17 protein-coding genes and 1 tRNA gene are annotated in these 19,635 nt (G+C 55.9%); 11 read left to right on the forward strand and 7 right to left on the reverse strand.

The features are described 5' to 3' along the window. Window positions 1–49: 49 nt before the first annotated feature. The 8 genes from IPN69_09475 to IPN69_09510 all read left to right on the forward strand — a co-directional run bounded on the left by IPN69_09475 (window position 50) and on the right by IPN69_09510 (window position 8,527). Complete coding sequence (locus IPN69_09475; protein MBK8810946.1) at window positions 50–994, forward strand: ROK family protein; 945 nt, start codon at window positions 50–52, stop codon at window positions 992–994. An 84-nt stretch (window positions 995–1,078) separates the two neighbouring features. Next, window positions 1,079–1,486 carry a hypothetical protein gene (locus IPN69_09480; protein MBK8810947.1) on the forward strand — a complete coding sequence of 136 codons (408 nt, stop codon included), beginning with the start codon at window positions 1,079–1,081 and terminating at the stop codon, window positions 1,484–1,486. A gap of 123 nt (window positions 1,487–1,609) precedes the next feature. Next, on the forward strand, window positions 1,610–2,095 hold the full coding sequence (locus IPN69_09485) for a ribosome maturation factor RimP (GenBank protein MBK8810948.1): 486 nt from the start codon (window positions 1,610–1,612) through the stop codon (window positions 2,093–2,095). A gap of 105 nt (window positions 2,096–2,200) precedes the next feature. Continuing rightward, complete coding sequence (gene nusA / locus IPN69_09490) at window positions 2,201–3,703, forward strand: transcription termination factor NusA (GenBank protein MBK8810949.1); 1,503 nt, start codon at window positions 2,201–2,203, stop codon at window positions 3,701–3,703. An 89-nt stretch (window positions 3,704–3,792) separates the two neighbouring features. Beyond that, window positions 3,793–6,543, forward strand: a complete 2,751-nt coding sequence (gene infB, locus IPN69_09495; GenBank protein MBK8810950.1) for a translation initiation factor IF-2 — start codon at window positions 3,793–3,795, stop codon at window positions 6,541–6,543. 57 nt (window positions 6,544–6,600) lie between these two features. Then, window positions 6,601–6,972, forward strand: a complete 372-nt coding sequence (rbfA, locus tag IPN69_09500) for a 30S ribosome-binding factor RbfA (GenBank protein ID MBK8810951.1) — start codon at window positions 6,601–6,603, stop codon at window positions 6,970–6,972. An 83-nt stretch (window positions 6,973–7,055) separates the two neighbouring features. Continuing rightward, window positions 7,056–8,081 carry a bifunctional oligoribonuclease/PAP phosphatase NrnA gene (locus tag IPN69_09505; GenBank protein ID MBK8810952.1) on the forward strand — a complete coding sequence of 342 codons (1,026 nt, stop codon included), beginning with the start codon at window positions 7,056–7,058 and terminating at the stop codon, window positions 8,079–8,081. A 32-nt stretch (window positions 8,082–8,113) separates the two neighbouring features. Then, a complete protein-coding gene (locus IPN69_09510) occupies window positions 8,114–8,527 on the forward strand; it encodes a lactoylglutathione lyase (GenBank protein MBK8810953.1) in 414 nt (137 codons plus the stop codon). On the opposite strand, the gene IPN69_09515 is transcribed toward IPN69_09510, so the two are convergent. Then, window positions 8,516–8,974: a GatB/YqeY domain-containing protein gene (locus IPN69_09515; protein ID MBK8810954.1), complete on the reverse strand. Its 459-nt coding sequence runs from the start codon at window positions 8,972–8,974 to the stop codon at window positions 8,516–8,518. The two genes, IPN69_09510 and IPN69_09515, sit on opposite strands and share 12 nt — an antisense overlap. A gap of 101 nt (window positions 8,975–9,075) precedes the next feature. Between IPN69_09515 and IPN69_09520 the strand changes: the two genes are divergently transcribed. Further along, the gene (locus IPN69_09520) at window positions 9,076–10,869 is read left to right on the forward strand and encodes a hypothetical protein (GenBank protein ID MBK8810955.1); all 1,794 of its coding nucleotides are present in this window, start codon (window positions 9,076–9,078) and stop codon (window positions 10,867–10,869) included. Window positions 10,870–11,638: 769 nt separating this feature from the next. Here the strand turns inward: IPN69_09520 and IPN69_09525 are convergent. The 4 genes from IPN69_09525 to rdgB form a co-directional block, all read right to left on the reverse strand. Further along, window positions 11,639–11,887, reverse strand: a complete 249-nt coding sequence (locus IPN69_09525) for a hypothetical protein (protein MBK8810956.1) — start codon at window positions 11,885–11,887, stop codon at window positions 11,639–11,641. A 351-nt stretch (window positions 11,888–12,238) separates the two neighbouring features. After that, the gene (locus tag IPN69_09530; protein MBK8810957.1) at window positions 12,239–12,520 is read right to left on the reverse strand and encodes an HU family DNA-binding protein; all 282 of its coding nucleotides are present in this window, start codon (window positions 12,518–12,520) and stop codon (window positions 12,239–12,241) included. Between the two features lie 115 nt (window positions 12,521–12,635). Then, window positions 12,636–12,712: transfer RNA gene (locus IPN69_09535), tRNA-Pro, on the reverse strand. A gap of 67 nt (window positions 12,713–12,779) precedes the next feature. Then, on the reverse strand, window positions 12,780–13,388 hold the full coding sequence (rdgB, locus tag IPN69_09540) for an RdgB/HAM1 family non-canonical purine NTP pyrophosphatase (GenBank protein MBK8810958.1): 609 nt from the start codon (window positions 13,386–13,388) through the stop codon (window positions 12,780–12,782). A 238-nt stretch (window positions 13,389–13,626) separates the two neighbouring features. On the opposite strand from rdgB, the gene IPN69_09545 reads away from it, so the two are divergent. Continuing rightward, window positions 13,627–14,997: a hypothetical protein gene (locus IPN69_09545; protein MBK8810959.1), complete on the forward strand. Its 1,371-nt coding sequence runs from the start codon at window positions 13,627–13,629 to the stop codon at window positions 14,995–14,997. A gap of 539 nt (window positions 14,998–15,536) precedes the next feature. Here IPN69_09545 and IPN69_09550 read toward each other — a convergent pair. Further along, complete coding sequence (locus tag IPN69_09550; GenBank protein MBK8810960.1) at window positions 15,537–18,059, reverse strand: ABC transporter permease; 2,523 nt, start codon at window positions 18,057–18,059, stop codon at window positions 15,537–15,539. A 19-nt stretch (window positions 18,060–18,078) separates the two neighbouring features. After that, window positions 18,079–18,753 (reverse strand): ABC transporter ATP-binding protein, encoded by a 675-nt coding sequence (locus tag IPN69_09555; GenBank protein ID MBK8810961.1) that lies wholly within the window; start codon window positions 18,751–18,753, stop codon window positions 18,079–18,081. 158 nt (window positions 18,754–18,911) lie between these two features. Here IPN69_09555 and IPN69_09560 point away from each other — a divergent pair, with 158 nt between their 5' ends. Then, window positions 18,912–19,607 (forward strand): arylesterase, encoded by a 696-nt coding sequence (locus IPN69_09560; GenBank protein ID MBK8810962.1) that lies wholly within the window; start codon window positions 18,912–18,914, stop codon window positions 19,605–19,607. Window positions 19,608–19,635: the final 28 nt, after the last annotated feature.

The following is a 19,635-nucleotide window of genomic DNA, read 5'->3' on the forward strand; positions in this document are numbered from 1 at the left end:
CTTCTGGTTTCGCTTCTCAAGTCTTGAAATCCATTACAAAACCGAAAAAATGAAAAAGGTCGCATTGGCCTGCGATTTAGGCGGAACAAATTTGAGAATGGCGGCTGTCGAGCAGGACGGACGGATACTCTTCCGCACGAAGCGCGACACACCGAAATCTGACCGGGCCGACGCAATCGTTCGAACGATGGTCGATTCGGCCAACGAATGCCGGAGCGCGATCGGCGATTCAGTCGAGATCGTCGCGCTTGCCGCCGCGGTGCCGGCGACCGTCAACGTTGCAAAGGGCGTGATGATGAAGGCGCCGAACCTGCCGAGCCTCGATGGCTTTCGGATGGTCGCGGCGGTGGAAAGCGAACTGAACATCCGAACATTGATCGAGAACGACGCGACCTCCGCCGCGCTAGGGGAATCGTGGCTCGGCGCATCGATGGGTTACGAGAATTCGATTATGGTGACGCTTGGGACCGGCGTCGGTGGCGGAATCATTATCAACGGCGTGCCGCTCCGTGGGCCTGACGGGACCGGCGGAGAGATCGGCCATATCTGCGTCGAACCGTTCGGAGCGCCTTGCGGGTGCGGCGCGCGCGGATGCGTCGAACAGTATTCGTCGGCCACGGCGGTCGTGCGTCTCACGCGCGATCTCGAAAACCAATATCCGAAGTCGGTCTTGCAGAACAAGTCCGGCTTGAGTTCGCTCGACATTTATGAAGCAGGAAAGGTCGGAGACGAACTGGCGCTCGAGGTTTTCCGTCAAATGGGCTTTTATCTCGGCATCGCGCTTGCAGACCTTATCAACGTTCTGAATCCCGAAGTGATCGTCATCGGTGGCGGAGCGAGTGCCGGTTGGGATCTTTTCATCGAACACGTCCGCGATCAGATCTCGGACCGCGCGTTTCGCGAACCGGCGATGCGCGCCAAGATCGTTCGCGCGACTCTGGGCGACGACGCCGGTCTGCTTGGCGCGGCGAGACTAGCGTTTGGCATTTCTTGATTTCACGCGATTGTTTACAATTTCGCGAATAAAACATAAAATCAAGCCGTAGTTTCTCGATAAGCCCTGACAAATACAACGATTATGGACGTTTACCACAAAGTATTGGCGAAACTCCTTGAAGCGACCGGTGGACGCGAGTCGGAAAAGGTCGACATCAAGGAGTTGGTTAAGAAAGAAGGATTTCTTTCGAGTTATCCGGATATTTTTCAACATTTGAGCCGCCAGAGCTGGATCGCCGAAACGCCGCGACCGGACGTTGTACGCATCACGCATTGGGGTATCACCGAGGCCAAGAAATCGACGGGCGCGGGTGCTGATTCGGGTCAGGCCGCCAAGCGTGAGACGACGCGCGTTATCTCGGAGGCGCGCGAGTTGATAGGCATTCTCGAAGCGATGTCCGACGAGGTTACGAGTGAAGGGATCGCAAAAGCTGAAAAATCCGCCGAGTCGATCGCCTCCGGTATCCGCAAGTTAAGGGAAAGCGTTTAGTTCGGATCGAAGTCAACGCTTGCCATCCAACTAACAAATTGTGTATGATTGTCGTTTCCTGCGATGCGTGGGAGCGTGTCAAGTGGGTTTCGCGCCCACTTTTTATTTTGCGCGAAAGTCTTTATGGGCCAGTTTTCGATTGAAGCAAAGCTCCGCGAAGCCGCATTGACTGTTGCGGAGAAGAATGGTCTCGAACTTGTCCACGCCGAGAAACTCGGCGCCGGAAAGGCTTTGACGGTTCGGGTCTTTATCGACAAATCCGGTGGAGTGTCGCACGAAGACTGCGCGACATTCAGTCGCGAATTCGGCGAATTGCTCGACGAACAAGACCTGATCCCGACGGCTTATTTGCTCGAAGTTTCGTCCCCGGGGCTCGAACGCGAGCTTTACTGCCTTGCGGATTTTGAAAAATATGCCGGAAGCTTGGCGAAAGTTAAGACGAAAACGCCGATCGGCGGTCAGAAGAACTTTCGCGGACGCATCGCGCGGGTCGAAGACGGGACGGTCTATTTCGAAGACAAAACGCGCGGCTCCATAAGTTTTCAGTATGAATCCGTCAGCAAGGCGAATCTCGAAATAGACTTGGATGAGGAATTGAAGAGACAGTAATTGTTGATCTCAGATCGTTAACGGTTCGGATCTCGAAGGTCGAACGAAGTTTCAGAATCCCGAAGCAATTAACGATCAACCATTATCCATTAGCAAACGAAGTTTATGACATCAACTATCGGACAGAATATCGACATCCTCTGCAGCGAGCACGGCCTCGACCGCGAACTGATCATCGAAGCGATGAAAGAGGCCGTCAAGGCGGCGGCGCGCAAGCAGTTCAAGAATCTCGACCGGAACGGCGACAATATTCAAGTCGAATGGAACAACGACGACGGCGACGTCGAGATCTCGGTTACAAAGACCGTCGTTGAGAAATCCCAGGATCCGCTCGAATTGTCGCTTGACGAGGCCATCGAAATGACCGGCGACGACGAGATTGAGATCGGCGATATGCTGCTCATTCCGCTGTCGCGCGATGAACTGGGCCGCATCGCCGCTCAGACCGCGAAACAGATCCTCGTTCAGAAGGTACGCGAAGCGGTCCGTGAAAAAGTTTACGAAGAGTACATCGATCGCAAGGGCGAATTGATCAACGGCACCGTCAAGCGGTTCGAGCGCGGCGATATGATCATTGACCTCGGCAACAACCTCGAAGCGAGTTTGCCTAAAAAGGAGCAGGTCCGGAACGAGAACTGGAATCAAGGGGAACGGATCCGGGTCGTGATTGTCGAGATCACGAAAGAGAACAAGGGGCAGCAGATCATTGTTTCGCGTACGTCGGCCGAACTCCTCAAACGTTTGTTCGAAATGGAAGTTCCGGAGATCTATGACGATACGGTCGTCATCAAGTCGGCTGTCCGTGAGCCGGGCGACCGCGCGAAGATCGCAGTTACGTCGAACGAAAAGGACGTCGATCCGGTCGGCGCGTGCGTCGGTATGAAGGGCTCGCGCGTTCAGTCCATCATCAAGGAACTCCGCGGCGAGAAGATCGACATCATCGAGTGGTCGGAGGAGCCTTCGGTCTTCGCCGCGAACGCTCTGTCGCCGGCGAAAGTCAGCCAGGTGCGCATCATCGATATCAATCGGCGAATAATGGACGTGATCGTCACCGAAGATCAGCTTTCGCTCGCGATCGGCAAAAAGGGCCAGAACGTCCGTTTGGCGACGCGGCTTGTCGGCTGGGATATCAATATCATCTCGGAAGACGTCATCAAGAAAGAGATCGCGAAACAAATGGGCAAGATGATGGCTTCGGGCGAAGCGGTTCCGATCACGGCGCTTGAGGGCGTATCGAACGCGCAAGCCGAAGATCTGAAGGAAAAGGGAATCACCGATGTCGAAGCGCTCGCGGCGGCGACGGTCGACGACCTCGTCGACTTCCTTGATATCAGCTTGGACGAAGCCGAAAGCATTCTCGCGGCTGCGGCGGCGATCGTCGAGGCGAAGAATCAGCAGGCCGAAGAGCCGGTTACGGACGAAGCTGTCGAGGGATCCGGGGAACCGGCCGCTGAGGGTGAAGCCATTGCGGAATCGACGGCCGAGGATGAAGCCATTGCGGAACCGACGGCTGAGGATGAAGCGACCGCGGAACCGATGGCCGAAACGCCGGTTGTGGATGAAGCGGCTGCTGAGAGCGACGCGACTAAAGGCGATGAACACGTTTAGTTGACCGCCGGGAGTGGCGGCGCTGTTGTGGGTTGAAGATGCGGCTTCGGGGAAGTTCGGGGAGTCCGCAGATTGGGTAAAAGGAAATTATGTCCGTTGTTGGCAATAAGATTCGGGTCTATGACCTCGCCAGAGAAGTAAAGCAAGATACGAAGCGCATCATCGAGGATCTCCGACGTGAAGGCGCCGATATCGACGTGCCTTCGAACTCGGTTCCGAAGGAGCTTGCGGAAAAGATCCGAAACAAATACATCCCAAAGATCGATGCGGCGCCTAAACGAGCGATCAAGGTGATCAAAAAGCGTCACGACGCGGAAACGGAGCATGAAGAGTCGCCGGAGCCCGAAGTGCACGTTGAGCCGGTGGCGGTTCCTGTCGAGGTCGTCGAGGTCCGCAAGGCCGCGGAGCCGAAGGTCGAAGAACCGGCCCGTCCGGAAGCGTCGAATATCAAGGTTTTGACGCGAAAGATCGTCAAGGCCAAACCGGCCGAAATTGAGCCGGAACCGGTCGCCCCGGCCGAAAAGGTCGAAAAGGTCGAAACGGTCGAAACGGTCGAACAGGTTGTCGCTGAGGTTCCGGAAGTTGTCGAAGTGCCGGCAGCAACCGTCGTCGAGGCCGCGCCCCAGACCGAAGAAGTCGAGCCGGCGGCGGTCCCGGGCGGAACGCAGGTCAAACAGCTCAAACTCAAGAAGGACGCGGTTGACAAGGGAATCAAGATCGGGGATCTGCAGATTTCCGTCGCGCCGACAAAAACCGGGAAACTCAGCCCGGAATCGATCGCCGACGCCGCGAAGACGGCGCGTGACCGCAAGGGCCGCAAGGGCGAACTTCGCGGAACTCCGGGAGAAACGGCGACTCCGATAACGGTTTACACGCCGACCCACGACCGTCACAAGAAATTCGGACGGTCGAGCGGCAAAAAGGGCGACAAGCGGTTCGCCGATCGGGACGACAGGTTCGGCGATCGCGATTCGGGTGCGCAGCGACCGAAATCGATCGAAGAGCGCATTATGGAGCAGGCAGGCAAGACGAGTGCCGAGACCCAAAAACAGGTGCGACTCACGGAAGGAGCGACGGTCCGCGAATTTTCGGAGGCCGTCGGCGTGACGCCGCGCGACGTGGTGCAGCTGCTTGTCAAACGCGGGGTTTTCGCGACCCTTAATCAGACGATCAGCGAAAAGCTCGCCATCGAACTCGGTGAGAAACTCGGCCATCAGATCAGTTTCGTCCCGTTCGAGGAGATGGTCATCGAGGAGGAGTTCGAAGAGATCATCGCCGGCGATGGCGACGATGTCGAAATTCCGCGCGCACCCGTCGTTACCGTGATGGGACACGTTGATCACGGCAAGACATCGCTTCTCGACGCGATCCGTCACGAAAACGTAGCTGAAGGCGAAGCCGGCGGAATCACGCAACATATCGGCGCCTATTCGGTGTTTGTCACGAATCCCGACAAACCGGATGAAAAACGACGCGTCGTGTTCCTTGACACGCCGGGTCACGAAGCGTTCACGATGATGCGCGCCCGCGGCGCGAAGGCGACGGACGTGGTCATTCTCGTGGTCGCGGCCGACGACGGCGTAATGCCGCAGACGATCGAAGCCGTCGAACATTCGAAGGCTGCCGGAGTTCCGATAATCGTCGCGATCAACAAGATAGACAAACCCGGCGCGAATCCGGATAAGGTCAAGCAAGGACTTGCGGGTCTCGGACTGCAGCCGATCGATTGGGGCGGCGATGTCGAAATGGTGCCGGTCTCGGCGAAGAAGCGCGAGAATCTCGATATGCTGCTCGAGACCGTTTTGCTCCAGGCGGACATTATGAACCTCAAGGCGAGCGAAACCCGCCGGGCGTCGGGGGTTGTCCTTGAAGCAAAGCTCGACAAGGGACGCGGGTCGGTCGCGACTGTGCTCGTTCAGCAGGGAACGCTTCATGTCGGCGATCCGTTTATCGTCGGCCAATACTATGGAAAGGTCAGGGCGATGTTCTCTGACCGCGGCGAAGGAACGCAACAGGCTGCCCCGGCAACGCCGGTCGAGGTTCTGGGTCTGCAGGGCGTACCGCAGGCGGGCGACACGTTCCAGGTAGTTTCCGATATCGACAAGGCGCAGGACATCGCCCAGAAGCGTCAGGAGAAGGCGCGGCAGGCAGCGATGGTCAAGACCACGAAGCGCGGTATCGAATCGCTTGGTCAGGCAGATGTCAAGGAACTTCTCGTTATCCTTAAGGCCGACGTTCAGGGATCGGTCGAGGTGCTCCGTTCGACGCTCGAAAAACTTTCGACCGAAAAGGTCAAAGTCCGCGTTATCCGCGCGGGTGTCGGTGCGATCGCCGAATCCGACGTCTTGCTCGCCTCGGCAACACAGGCGGACAACACGCAAACGGCGGTTGTTATCATTGGTTTCAACGTTCGTCCGGAAACCCGCGCCGCCGAGGTTGCGAAACAGGAAGATGTCGATATTCGCCTCCACTCGATCATTTACAAGGTCGAAGAAGAGATCAAGGCGGCAATGATCGGAATGCTCGACGCGATCGAGAAGGAAGTCATTCTCGGCAAGGCGCAGGTTCAGGAAATCTTCAGGGTTTCGAAGGTCGGAACGATCGCCGGTTGCCGCGTCATCGACGGAATTATGAAACGTCAGGCGCGAGCACGTCTCGTTCGCGACGGCGTTGTCATCTGGGAAGGAGACATTTCGTCGCTCAAGCGGTTCAAGGAGGACACGAGCGAGGTGCGGCAGGGATTTGAGTGCGGCATCAGTCTCGTCAATTTCAACGACATCAAGGTCAGCGACGAGATCGAGGCATTCGTGATCGAGAAGATCGCCGCCACGGAGCTTTAGGAAGGATCAGGGACGACGGATGAAGGAGAATCAGAAGGCCTTCATCCTTCTGAAGTTATGCGTCGACCGGAGAGATTAGCCGAAGTATTGCGCGAGGAGATCATCGAGATCGTCGGATACGAACTCGATGATCCGCGCGTTGCAAGCGTCACTGTCACCGACGTGCGGGTATCTGATAACTTGCGCGATGCCAAGGTTTACGTTTTGGTTCAGGGGACCGAAGGGGAGATCAGGGAAGCGTTAAAGGCGCTTCAGCATGCGGCGTCATTTGTAAAGCAACAGGTTGCGTTGAATCTCAACCTGCGACACGCCCCGCATCTTAATTTTGCCCGGGACACCGTCGAGGAGAATGCCGCGCGCATCAGCCAACTCCTCGAAGAGGTGGTTCCGAATTCCAATTCTAAGGATCAAGGAGAACCCAAGGGATGATGAACGATCGTTGAGAAGCGAAACATCAGCGTGTCTCGGCTTTTGTCGACTGTTCGTTGTCTTTTGGGTTTTCGTAGTTAATAGTGTTAAGTCAAGTAGTTGAGTTAATTGAAAATAAACACGTTTTCGGGATCACGACGCACGTCCGACCGGATGGCGACGGCATCGGCTCGTCGTTGGGTCTATGTTGGCTGCTTCGTTCGCTCGGCAAAGACGCCGAAGTCATCGTCAGCGACGGGATTCCCGCCTCGTATCTCGTGTTGCCCGGCGCCGGCGATATCGTCAAGGTGTCAGAAGTAAATGGCAAATACGATGCCGTTTTCGTCATCGAATGTTCCGATATCACCCGTCCGAACATCGTCAATCTCGAGAGTCAGTTGGTCGTGAACATAGATCATCACGCAACTTGCGAACATTTCGGAAACATCAATTGGATCGATACGACGGCTTCGGCGGTCGGCGAGATGATCTACAATCTCTGCAAGGCAGTAGGCGGCCGGATCACGCGCGAGATCGCCGAATGCCTGTATCTGGCGCTCGTCACCGATACGGGCAGTTTTCACTTTTCAAATACCACGGACCGCACCCTGAAGGTCGCATCGGAACTCGTCAAGGTCGGCGTCAAACCGGCGCTCATCTCGGAAGCGGTTTACAATTCATATCCCTGGTCGCGGATCGAACTGATGAGTCAGGTGCTCTCGACGGTCAAGCGCGACGAAAGCGGTCGCGTGGCGTATATGCGGCAAACGCTTGGAATGCGTGAATCGGCGCAGATGTCGGACGGCGACAATAACGGTTTCGTCAACATTCCGCTGGCCGCCAAGGACGTACTTGCGTCGGTTTATATGCGCGAGGTCGAAGGCGGCCGTTTTCGCGTCAGTCTTCGGTCCAAAGGCAAGATAAACGTCGCCCGCGTGGCCGAGCGGTTCGGCGGCGGCGGCCACAATAACGCGGCCGGTTGTCGCGTCGAGGGCGAATGGGACTTGCGCGAAAGCGAGATCGTCGAAGCGATGGTCGAGGCGGTCGACCGGTCGCTGGAGCAGCAGGACCGTGTTGAACCGATCGTGACCTTCGTCGGAACCGAGAAGCGTTCCGAAACGCCTCAGTAATAGCCGCAGGCTTGTCGCCGGGAGCGCGGATAATGCCAAATGTCGAGATAATTCTTTTCGTTTCGGATCAGAATCGAAGCCGGGATTTTTACGCGGCGCTTCTGCTGGCCGAACCGCTCCTCGACGTTCCGGGGATGACCGAATTTGAACTCGGCACCGGCGTCAAACTCGGATTGATGCCCGAAACAGGCATTACCAAGATACTCTCCGGACGCCTCCCGCATCCGAATTCCGCAAACGGCATCCCGCGTTGCGAACTCTATCTTGAAACCGGCGATATTGAAGCCGCGTCGCTTCGTGCGACCGCGGCCGGTGCGACAGAGATCAGCCCGATACTCGACCGAGACTGGGGCGACAAGGTGTCGTATTTTGCTGACCCGGACGGTCATATCGTGGCCTTCGCCTGCAAAAGCGAAGCGTTTGATCGACCCGCGTCAGAGCGATGAGAGTTTTGACTTCACGGTCTCGCTGACCAGCTTGCCTTCTGCATTCTTCCCGGCGAGCAGAGCCAGAGCGGCTTTCATTACCGTTCCCATATCCTTCATCGACGAAGCTCCCGTTGCGGCGACGGCTTCGGCGACGGCCGCCTCGACTTCGGCGGGCGATGCCGCCTGTGGCAGATATTCCTCAAGCACGGCGAGTTCCGCCTTTTCCTTTTCGGCAAGCTCGATGCGTCCGTTGGCAGTGAATTGTTCGATCGAGTCGCGCCGTTGTTTGACGAGCGTCGTCAGGATCTTCAGCACGTCGTCGTCCGTGAGAACGGTGCCGACGCCGCGTTTGTTCTCTTCGTTCATAATGGCCGCTTTCGCCATTCGGATCGTCGAAAGCCGGTTCGCGTCTCTCGCTTTCATCGCCGCCGTCATATCGGCGACCAGTTTTTCTTTTAGAGTCATATGTCTCTTAGTTTAGCGGAAACGCGGCCCGACTTTCAAAACTCTGCCAACCCTCGCGCGCGCGCGGCGCGGTGTGCTAATCTGGGACTTCCTTTTTTGATATGAAACTGAGTTGGCGATTCGGAATCATCGCGGGGATCTTTATGGTCCTCTTCACGATGTATCCGCAGATGAAAATGTGGTACGTGCGTGGCGGCGACTGGCAAGGGCACTACGCATACAACGACATCGACGAGGTCGCGTACGCTTCGTACGTCAAGGCATTGATTGACGGGCGACCGCGAAAGAACGATCCCTATACCGGACGTGACGACGCGCCGGATCACCCGCAACCCGAATCATTGTTCTCGATTCAGTTTGCCGCACCGTACACGGTCGCGATCCCGGCGAGGATCCTTGGCATCGGAGCGCCCTGGGCGATGACGCTGGCCGGCGCGCTGGCGGGTTTCTTCGCCGCGCTTGCGTGTTTCTGGGTTATCGGCCGGATCACGGGAGACTCTTGGTTCGCCGGCGCGGCGACACTTGTCGTTCTCGCGGGCGGCGCGCTCGCGGCCGGCGAGGGCGCGATCGGCGAGATCCTCGACACGGGCTTTTCATATCCTTACTTTCCGGCATTTCGGCGATACATTCCAGCTGTCCCGTTCGCCGCCTTTTTTGCGATGATCGGGCTCGTTTGGCTCACGCTCGGGACCGACGACCGGCGTAGGCGACCGATCTTCGGCGCGTTGGCGGCGTTATGTTTCGGCTACACGGTCTTTTCGTACTTCTATACCTGGACCACTGCGGCCGCGTGGCTTGCGGGCCTCGGCATCACCTGGCTCGTGCTGCGTTCGGAGTCCCGGAGAGTCGATGTCAAGACCTTTTTCGGACTCGCGGCCGGTTGTCTCTTCTTTCTCGCGCCGTACGCGTATCTGCTGTCGAAACGTTCGCATACGATGGACGAGGTCCAGCTTCTCATCAACTCGCGCGCACCGGATCTAGCGCGCGTTCCCGAATACATCGCCGGTTTTGTTCTGATTTTGATCGGCCTCGGTGTTTTCTTCAAAGTCATCGAGCTTCGGGCGCGCGAAACCATCTTCGCGATCTCGTTCGCGCTCGTCCCGTTTATCGTGTTCAATCAGCAGGTGATAACGGGCAGGGAACTGCAGCCGATCCATTATCAGGTGTTCATCGGAAATTACGTCGCAATGCTCGCGCTTGTCGTGACCATCGGGATCATGATCGCGCGAACCGACCTTTTTCGAAAGGCAGGGGCGAAAGCTGCGTCCGCAGTGTTGTTGATTCTGGCCGCCGCCTGGGGATTCGTCGAATGCCATTACACCGTACGTGTTTTGGACGACGTGAATCTTGCACGGGATGCGGCGATGCCGGTCGGACGCAGGTTGACCGAACTTGCAGGGAAGGACCCGGACCGGTACAAGTCGGTCATTCTCCACCTCGACATTGCCGTGGGCGACGATCTTCCTACGATCGCGCCGCAATCGGTCCTTTGGGCGCGGCACCAGCACGTTTTTGCGGGCGTTACCTGGCAGGAGAACAAAGAACGCTATTACCAGTATCTCTATTTCAGAAATTACGCGCCTGAAGATCTGGCCGAGGGCATAAAGCGCGGCGACTTCGTTTCGTCGATCGCGCTTTTTGGATGGGGGCGTCACACCGACCGGCTCAACTCGGCTTATAAACCGCTCACTTACGGCGAGGTTGACGAAGAGGCACGGCGCTATGGCGATTACATCGCGCAATTCGACCCGCGCAAATCGCCGGAGACGATTCTGTCATACGCCGTTGTCCAGAACACCCGCGACGTCGATCTGACGAATCTGGACCGATTTTATGAACGTGACAACGGCGAGATCCTCGGGGATTATCTGCTCTATCGCCTGAAACTGCGGTGAACGGAGTACGGGCCGGGGATTTCAGATTCCATAATTCCGGAATTCAGGATTCCAGAACTTTGAAAAACCTGCTTGATCGAAACGACAGGCCGTTCTTGGCAGAACACGGATGGGTCGGGATGAAAACGATGATTTGAGACCAATTCGGCGCCATCACGGTCGAAAAAATATATGATCTCATCCCGCCGATTTCCTTCAAGCCGGTATTTCAGAGCTCCCGAATCCAGGGATTGAGGATTTCAGATTCGGGTTCTTTGAAAAACTGACGACCCGCGAAAAAAAAACATTTGCCTTGCCGCGGATGACGCGGATCAACCTGAGGATGCGAATATCCGGGCAATCGGCGCCGAGTCGGAGAAATGGGATGTTTCGGACGTTCGTGCCGTGGAGCCGCGGCACGCGCCCCACGGCGATCGGCGAGTCAGTACCGCCTGCGTCAGCGTGCGGGCGACCGCCGCCGCACGACGCCTAAATTCCAGATTCAAGATCAATGCTGTCTTAAACGTTGGCTTGCGAAGCCGTCAAAATCGTCAGATTACGAAAAGAAACCTCGGCGTTTGGGTCCCGTACTTCGCCGAACAGGCATTGTCCGCGCGGAGTCCGCAAAGAGGCCGATGTTGGTCCGCGCGGCCGTCAATAATTCGCGACCGAGGCTCTGAAGCCTTATCCGGCATCAATCCAAAATCCAAAATCCGAAATCCAAAATCGAAAAAGCCGTCCAAAATTCGGACGGCTCAGATATTTAGAAATTAAAGCTATTTAGTAAAACTTAGGCTGCCAGTAAATCGTTTGACGTCTCGGCGAAAACACGTCTGCCATTGAGCGCGTCATCAATTATTTCACGAACCGCGGAAGCGTCCGGATTCACGTCCATACGCGCGCAGGCGCGGAGGTGCCGGATGATTCCTTCGGACGCAATTTCCAATGCCGGTCCACCCAGTTTTGCGAAACGACGTGCCTGAATGTGATCGATCTGCAAGATCCTGTCCTGCAAGGTCATTTGTTTTGCTGCTGCCACTATTTGTTCTTCTCCTTCCTTTTTCGGAATTCTATTTTTTACAGTTTGTTGTGCATCACAACAAATAAGCTGAAGCCCGCTTCAAAAAAAGCGTTTTGCCGAAAATCTTAGTTGAACGAAAAAAGCTGCCAGTTGCTAAAATTCTTAATTCTTCGGAACGTTTTCAACTTATGTACCAAATGTTAACAAAAAAGTAACCGCTTGTCACCATTTTTTTTTGCGACGAATGCGGACCGGGATCGGATCGGAATTCGACCTTGAAGAACACCGCGAAGAGACATCTCAGCCAACGAAAAACCGGCCGCTCGTGAGAAGCGGCCGGTCACTCAATTCGATAAAAGACTCGGAAACTTAACCGATCGCGTCTTTCATTGATTTTCCGACACGGAACTTAACAGTCGTTTTCGCCGGGATCTTGATCGTCGCACCGGTCGCCGGATTGCGGCCTTCACGTGCGGCACGCGTCGCTTTGACGAGTTTTCCGAAGCCCGGAAGGGTGAACTCACCGTTCTTCTTCACTTCGCCGGCAGCGAGTCCCGCCAATGCGTCGAAAAGTCCTTTCACTTCGGCCTTCTTGAGGCCCGTGCTTTCTGCGATACTGTTAACGATTTCCGTTTGTGTCATTTTTGCCATGTTGTAAATTTAACCTCCAAAGTTTGTAAATAAAACTACGTCAATTGAACATCTTTATCTGCACGATTGCAAATGCTGAAAGGGGCAAGACTGGAACTGGATTCCAATAAAATACTGGTCGGGGCGAGATGATTCGAACATCCGACCTCTCGGTCCCAAACCGAGCGCACTACCAGGCTGTGCTACGCCCCGGCATAAAACCGATTTCACCTAAGAAACATCACCAAGTGCCGAATTTTACAGGGCAATAATGCGCTGGTCAAGTTCGCGTTCGGGAAAACTCCTTCAAAAACCGGATAATCTGCGCAGTCGCGACCGCGCGATGACTGACTCGGGACTTGACCGCGTCATCGAGTTCCCCGAAAGTGCGGTCGAATCCTTCCGGAATGAAGACCGGATCGTACCCGAATCCGCGATCCCCGCGGGGTTCAAAGGCGATCGAACCCTCGCAAAAGCCCTCGACCCGATGCAGGATCCCGCCTTCCGGGTCGGCGACGGCAATCGCGCAGACGAATCTCGCACCGCGGTGCGATGCGTTTGCCAGTTCGGAAAGGAGTTTCGATATCCTCTCCGCGTCTGATGCGCTCTCGCCGGCGTAACGCGCGCTGAGAACGCCTGGCGCCCCGCCGAGCGCGTCGACAGCCAGTCCGGAGTCATCTGAGAGCGTCAATTCGCCGAAGTGCCGGGCATAGGCCGCCGCTTTCAATTCGGCGTTGGCGACGAAAGTATCCCCGGTTTCCTCAACGTCATCGACGGGCGGAAAGTCATCGAGTCCGCAAAGTTCAAATGGGAGATCGCCGAGCAAATCCCGTAATTCACGGATCTTACCGCGGTTGCGCGTCGCCGCAACGAGCTTTCGTCTGGTCATCAACGGTTATCATATCGCGCGGGCGCTTCGAATGTCTTTTGCCGGCGAGGGAATTTCCGAGTTCGATTCGCGAAAGGTCCAGTAAACCCTGAGGGCGGGGAATGGAGAGTTCCGCAGATTCACCGTTTCGGAACAAGAAAAGTATTGCCTAAGTTAGCGCGAATAGGGTATAAATTAAGTAGCGGTTGACCCTTCCGCACCTTACCGAATCCGGCATCTTCAGAGAGGAACCCCCGTTTTGGACGCAGTGATTGCCCAAAATACAGTACAAGAATCGGCAAATCCGACGAACTCGGACGCGCGTCGCGAGGCGTTGTCGCCTGTCGCGAATGTGCCGGACAGGGACAAACTGATCTTCGATCTCGGGCTCTGGCTTTCCGGGCTCGAGAGCTTTCTCAATATCCGCAATCACGCATTCATCGAGGAAAATCGTTCGAAAGCGTCGTCGCGCGATTGGACGCGCGAGTTTCGCCTGACGCGCTCGACGCTTCTGCTTTGCTCGCGGCTGACGTTTCAACTGAGCAAACTCCTTCGCGAGGAGAACAATTCCGGCGCGAATGTCGACGAGGTCGACCTGATTGAGGATTTCAACGGCCTCAAGGAAAACAACGCGATCTCGTCTGACGAGATCTACAAGCTTTCAATGGCGCTCAAGGACGCTTCGCTGCTCAACGACGGGATGATGCGCGCGGCACCGCTGAAGTTTGGAGAATGGACAGCGTGGTGCAATACGCTGACCGAGAAATTGGACTCGGTTCCCATCGTCGCAAAACTCATTTCGAGTGCGGAGAAGACCGGGGAGGCTTTTTTGCCGGGGGTACTCCAAAATCTCCTCGAAACACGCCGGCTTCCGTTTGCGGTTGAAGCCGATCTGCGGCTTGTTCTGCCTCGATTTGCGAAGGTTCTCAAATGGCTCAGCGTGATCGAGGATATGCTGCGCTCGGATATGCCGCTGAAGTCGTCGCTATTGATCTTTTCGCGGATCTACGAACAGATCCAGGAACTGACAGGTTACATCAACAATCGTCTGCTCCGTTATCCGAATCAAGAAGACGAGCTTTTCGGGCAACTCGACGGCGCCGTTTACACCGCATCCATCGAACTTCGAAAGGTCTACAACCACGAACTCGCCGGTCTTGCCGAGATGCGCTCCGTGCCGATGATCTACGCGAAGATCGAAACCGCCTGGGCGCTGCTCAACGACAGCTTTCAATTGACGCTGATGAACTTCGCCCAGATGCTCGATCCGGCGATCGGTACCGACAAACTCTTCCCGAATCTCAGGGAGAAACTGGTCAAGTCATTGCAACTGCGTCAAGATATGTGGGCGCTTCTAAATTCGGTAAAGGAGGCGGAACAGCTCAGCGGCGAATATCCGACGAAAAAGCTGCACACGCAGTTGAGCGCGTTTCTGGCGAACAGCCTCTCGCTTTTGTTCTACAAAGACCGCGAAACGGTCGAACGATTTATCGAGGAAGTCCTGGCGACGACGAACAAGAAAGATCTAGTTCCGCTTTTGCATCGCTTCGGAGCCTATCTCGAAACCCTTTTCGGCCAGGTCAATATGCGCGTCGTCCTCGCGGACCATCCGTTCGAATATAAAAAATAGTCACCGGAATTGAGAAAAAAGGACCGGCGATTCGTAAGTTCGCCGGTTTTTTGTATTGGTTTGCTGGCACTGAGTTGATCTGCTTTCCAAAGCGGACTGAAACGCTCGACTTTCGGCATTTTCGGCCCATCTGTCGCCGACAAACTCACATCCGGCTTTTGGCTCCGTTGGTGCCATTAACTTTCGAAGCTGTGTCAAAACTGCACCGGCGAGTTGGCTGCACCGTGGATCTGTCAGTACCAGCTCGGCAGTGCTTTGCCTGCGATGAATTTCGAGCCGCAAATCCAAGTAACCGGCATATAGAAGAAGTGTCTGTCAATTGCCACCATCTTCAGCTAGAGGACAGCCAAAGCCGCAGCATTTACATCTTTTTTCCACTAGCTGAAGAGGCTGTGTCAAAACTCCGTCGGGATACGAGGGCTGTCAGTACCAGCCGCAAATCCAACCGACATATAGAAGATTTGTCTGTCAACAATTTATGCAACAATGTTAGCAATCGTTCGTCCGAAGATGGTTCACCGGCATTTTGATACCCGGAATCATTGCGAACGAAGCGTTGTGAGCGGCTTGCGGAACAAGACGTCGAAACTTGCGAGCGCGCCGACGATGGTCACGAGGACAGCCGTGATCGCGACCCCGGCAAGGCTCAGCGTGATGTCGAACTGCCACTCGATGTTAAAGATGTACTTCGAGACGGCGAACGAAAGCGCGGTCGCAAAGGTCGCGCCGATCAGTCCGGCGAGCAATCCGAGAAGTCCGTATTCGGCGAGCAGGATGGTCGACAGCGTCAAACGCCGCGCGCCGAGCGTTTTAAGGATCGCGTTCTCGTAGATCCTTTGCGATTTCGTCAGCCCGATGGAGCCGATGAGGATCAGAATTCCGCTAAGGATCACGAAACTCCCCACGAACGAGATCGCGAGTACGATGTTGTTGACGAGTTTTTGAAACGCGGCGACGATATCGGCGACATCGAATATCTGGACGTTCGGGAAACGGTCGACGAGCGCACGCTGCAATCGTTGCCGGTCGGTCTCGGGAAGTTTGCGGATAACGTTCGCGGCGAACGTTTGCGGCGCCTTTTCAAGAACTCCGGGGGCGAAGACGAAGATGAAAGCCGTCCGCGTGTTCCGCAGGTCGAGTTTACGGATACTGGCGACCTGGACCGTGACCTTGCGTCCTGAAATATCGAAGGTCATCGAATCGCCGACCGTCAAATTAAGCCGGCCTGCCATATCTTCTTCGACCGAAACCTGCGGAAGCCCGCGCGCCGCGTTCCACCATTCGCCGGCGACGATCGTCTCGTTCTTGTCCAGATTCTCGCGATACGTGACCGCAAATTCGCGCCCGATCTGTCCTTGCTGCTGACGCGTTTCGCGATTCTGATAGTCGATCGGTTGACCGTTCACATAAGCGATCCGCGCCCGCACGGTCGGCAGCGTCTGCGCCGGTTCGCCGGTCTTCGCTTCGAGCATCCGGGCGAGTTCCTCGATCTGGCTCTTCTGGATATCGATGATAAAGAGCGAAGGCAGTGTCTGATTTCGCGTGAAATCGAATTCGCGAACCAGGTTCATCTGAAGCGACTGTACGGCGAGCACGACGAACGCGCCGAGTCCGACGGCGAGGAGAATGATCCGCGTCTGATTGCCGGGCCGGTAAAGCGAATTGATCGCCTGCCGGACGGCGAATGAACCGAGATTTCGGAACCGTCGCAGGGTGATCGTCAGCAGAAACGCCGCGAGATAAAGGAACAACGAGGTGACCGTGAGTCCGACCAGGAAAAAAACACCGACCTTGACCGATCCCGCCTGCCAAACGGCAAGGCCGAGAAGTCCGGCCAGCGAGAACGCCCCGATCAGGGTCTTCGTCCAATCGAGACGGCGCATCTTCTCGCCCGACGCATCGTGCAAAAGAAGCCGCGGCTTGATGTTTCGAACCTGAAGCAAAGGCAACGCTGAAAAAAGCAGCGATATCAGAACGCCGAGCAGGACGCCTTGCCAGGATGCCGAAATACCGACCGAATAACTGAGCGACGCCGGGAGCGCATCCGCAAATCGGTAGCGCGCGAACCAAAGGAAGCACTGCGCCAGAAAAACCCCGAACAAACTGCCGAGGAATCCGAGCGTCAGGATCTGCATCATATAAACGGTGATGATCTTCGTTCCGCTCGCGCCGAGACACTTCAGGACCGCGACTGCGCGCCGTTTTTGTTCGACAAATACACGCGCCACGTTCCAGACGCCGACGCCGCCGAGCACGAGGATCAGCAGACCGGTCAGCGACAGGTAGTTTTCGGTGCGCGCGAACTGCTCGCCGAGGTTCTCCTGAGTTTCGCGATATGACTGTACGGTGAGCGTCGTCCCTTTTATGTTCTCCCGAAGTTTGCGAACAAGTTCGGTCGGATTGTCCGAGGTTCGATAAAGAATTCGCCTCCGAATCCGTCCGCTCCCGGTCGTTATCCCCGCCGAATCGAATGCCTTTTTCTCGATAAACACCCGCGGTCCGAGCCGAAATCCGCCGGCGCCGCCCGGTTCTTCGTCGAACGTTGCGCGGATCTCGAATGTCCCGTCGCCGATTCGGATCTTGTCGCCGACCTTGACCTTCAGATCGTCGAGCAACAACGGCGAAACGACCGTCCCGTTATTCTCGAGAAGCTTGAAGTCGAAATCCTTGCCGTCCGAAGTCGTGAATCGCCCGACCAGCGGGAACGGCGATTCGATTCCCTTTAGTTCAACAAAAGAAAGAGTTTCAACCGCCTGATCCGACGGGCGGGCCATCGCCGCGCTGGTGATCGCTTCGTTCCGGGCCTCAATGATCGCTGAATTTCCTACGACTTCCTCGATCTTCTGAATGTCCGTCGGCGAAAAGTCGTTCGTTGAACTGACCTCGAAGTCGGCCGTTAAAAGCGCGCGTGTGTCGCCGCCGACCGCCTGATTCAAATTCTGGATCAAAGAGCGCAGCGCGACGACCGAACCGACGCCGATCGCGATGCATAGAAAGAAGAACAGGAGTCGCCGCCAGGACGAGCGGATCTCGCGAAATGTCAGGTTGAGTATGAAGTTCATTCGATGTTCCGTCGGGATTTCAGTCTTTTCGTTCGTCGCTCAAAACCCGTCCGTCCTTGAGCCGGATCTGCCTTTGCGCTTTGTCGGCCAGCGCCTGATCGTGCGTCACAAGCACGAGCGTAACGTTGTTTTGCCGATGCAGTTCGGTCATCAGATCGAAGATATGTTCGCCGTTTCGCGAGTCGAGGTTGCCGGTCGGCTCGTCGGCGAGAAGGATCGTCGGCTGATTGGCGAACGCCCGCGCGATGGCGATCCGCTGCTGTTCGCCGCCCGAGAGTTCGGTCGGATAATGATGGCCGCGGTTCGTCAGATCGACATCGACGAGCAATTTCTCGGCGCGCGCTTTCGCGTCGGAAAGTCCGAGGATCTCCATCGGGATGAGCACGTTCTCGAAGGCCGTCAGGCTCGGTATCAGGTGGAATGACTGAAAGATGAAGCCGATCTTCTCGCTCCGCAACGTCGCGAGCTGGTCTTCGGTCATCGTCGTGACGCTGTCGCCGTCGATCAGGATCTCGCCCGAACTCGGCGCGTCGAGTCCAGCGATCAGTCCTAGAAGCGTCGACTTGCCGCTGCCCGACGCGCCGGTGACGGCGACGAATTCGCCGTCGGGAATGTCGATCGTGACGTCGTCGAGAATCGTCAGATCCTCTGTGCCCGATCGCACGACCTTTGAAATGTTGGAAAGTTTGATCATAAATCGCCTGACGGCCTTCTGGTTGCAGGCAGTTTGCCGTTACCTTAAAACCGACTTGTATAACTAACAATAAACATAACTTGCGAAATGCGCTCGAACAAGTTCAAATATTTTCTGAATCTATTAAACGACGTCGCGCGTAAAAAGTTATTCGAATTATGAATACAGTTCATCGGTCAGTTTTCCCAGTGCTTCTCGTCGCGGTTTCCTTGTTTGTTTTCGGTTGCGGCGCGGGCAGCGCTCCCCAGCGGACAAACGAGAATCTGTCGAAGCCGCTCGTGACGCCCGAGATCCGTTCGGACCGGCCAAAGATCATCGCCTTCGGCGACAGCCTGACGGCGGGGTTCGGCCTTTTGGAAAAGGAGTCTTTTCCATATCTGCTGCAGGAAAAACTTGCGGCCGACGGCTTTAATTACGAGGTGATCAATGCCGGCGTTTCGGGCGACACGTCACTCGGTGGTCTGGAACGGATCGACTGGGTGCTCGAGATGGAGAATGTCGATATCCTGATGCTCGAGCTTGGAGGCAACGACCTGTTGCGGCGGATGCCCGTGGCGAGTATGAAAAAGAACCTCGCCACGATCATCGAACGGGCTCAAGCGAAAAAGATCCGCGTTCTGCTCTGCGGAATGTTCGCGCCGCCCAACGTCGGCGCCGATTACCAGCGCGATTTTCAAATGGCGTTTCCGGATCTTGCGACCGAGTACAAGACGCAGTTTCTGCCGTTTTTGCTCGACGGCGTCGCGCTCAACAAGGATCTCAACCAAGCCGACGGAATCCATCCGAATGCCGAAGGTTCGAAGATTATGACCGAAAATGTATACAAGGCTTTGAAGCCGATGCTCAGAAAGTGAGCGGAGGGTTCTGAAAATCAGCTTCAAG

It is taken from the genome of Acidobacteriota bacterium (genome assembly GCA_016715115.1).
Lineage (GTDB): Bacteria > Acidobacteriota > Blastocatellia > Pyrinomonadales > Pyrinomonadaceae > JAFDVJ01.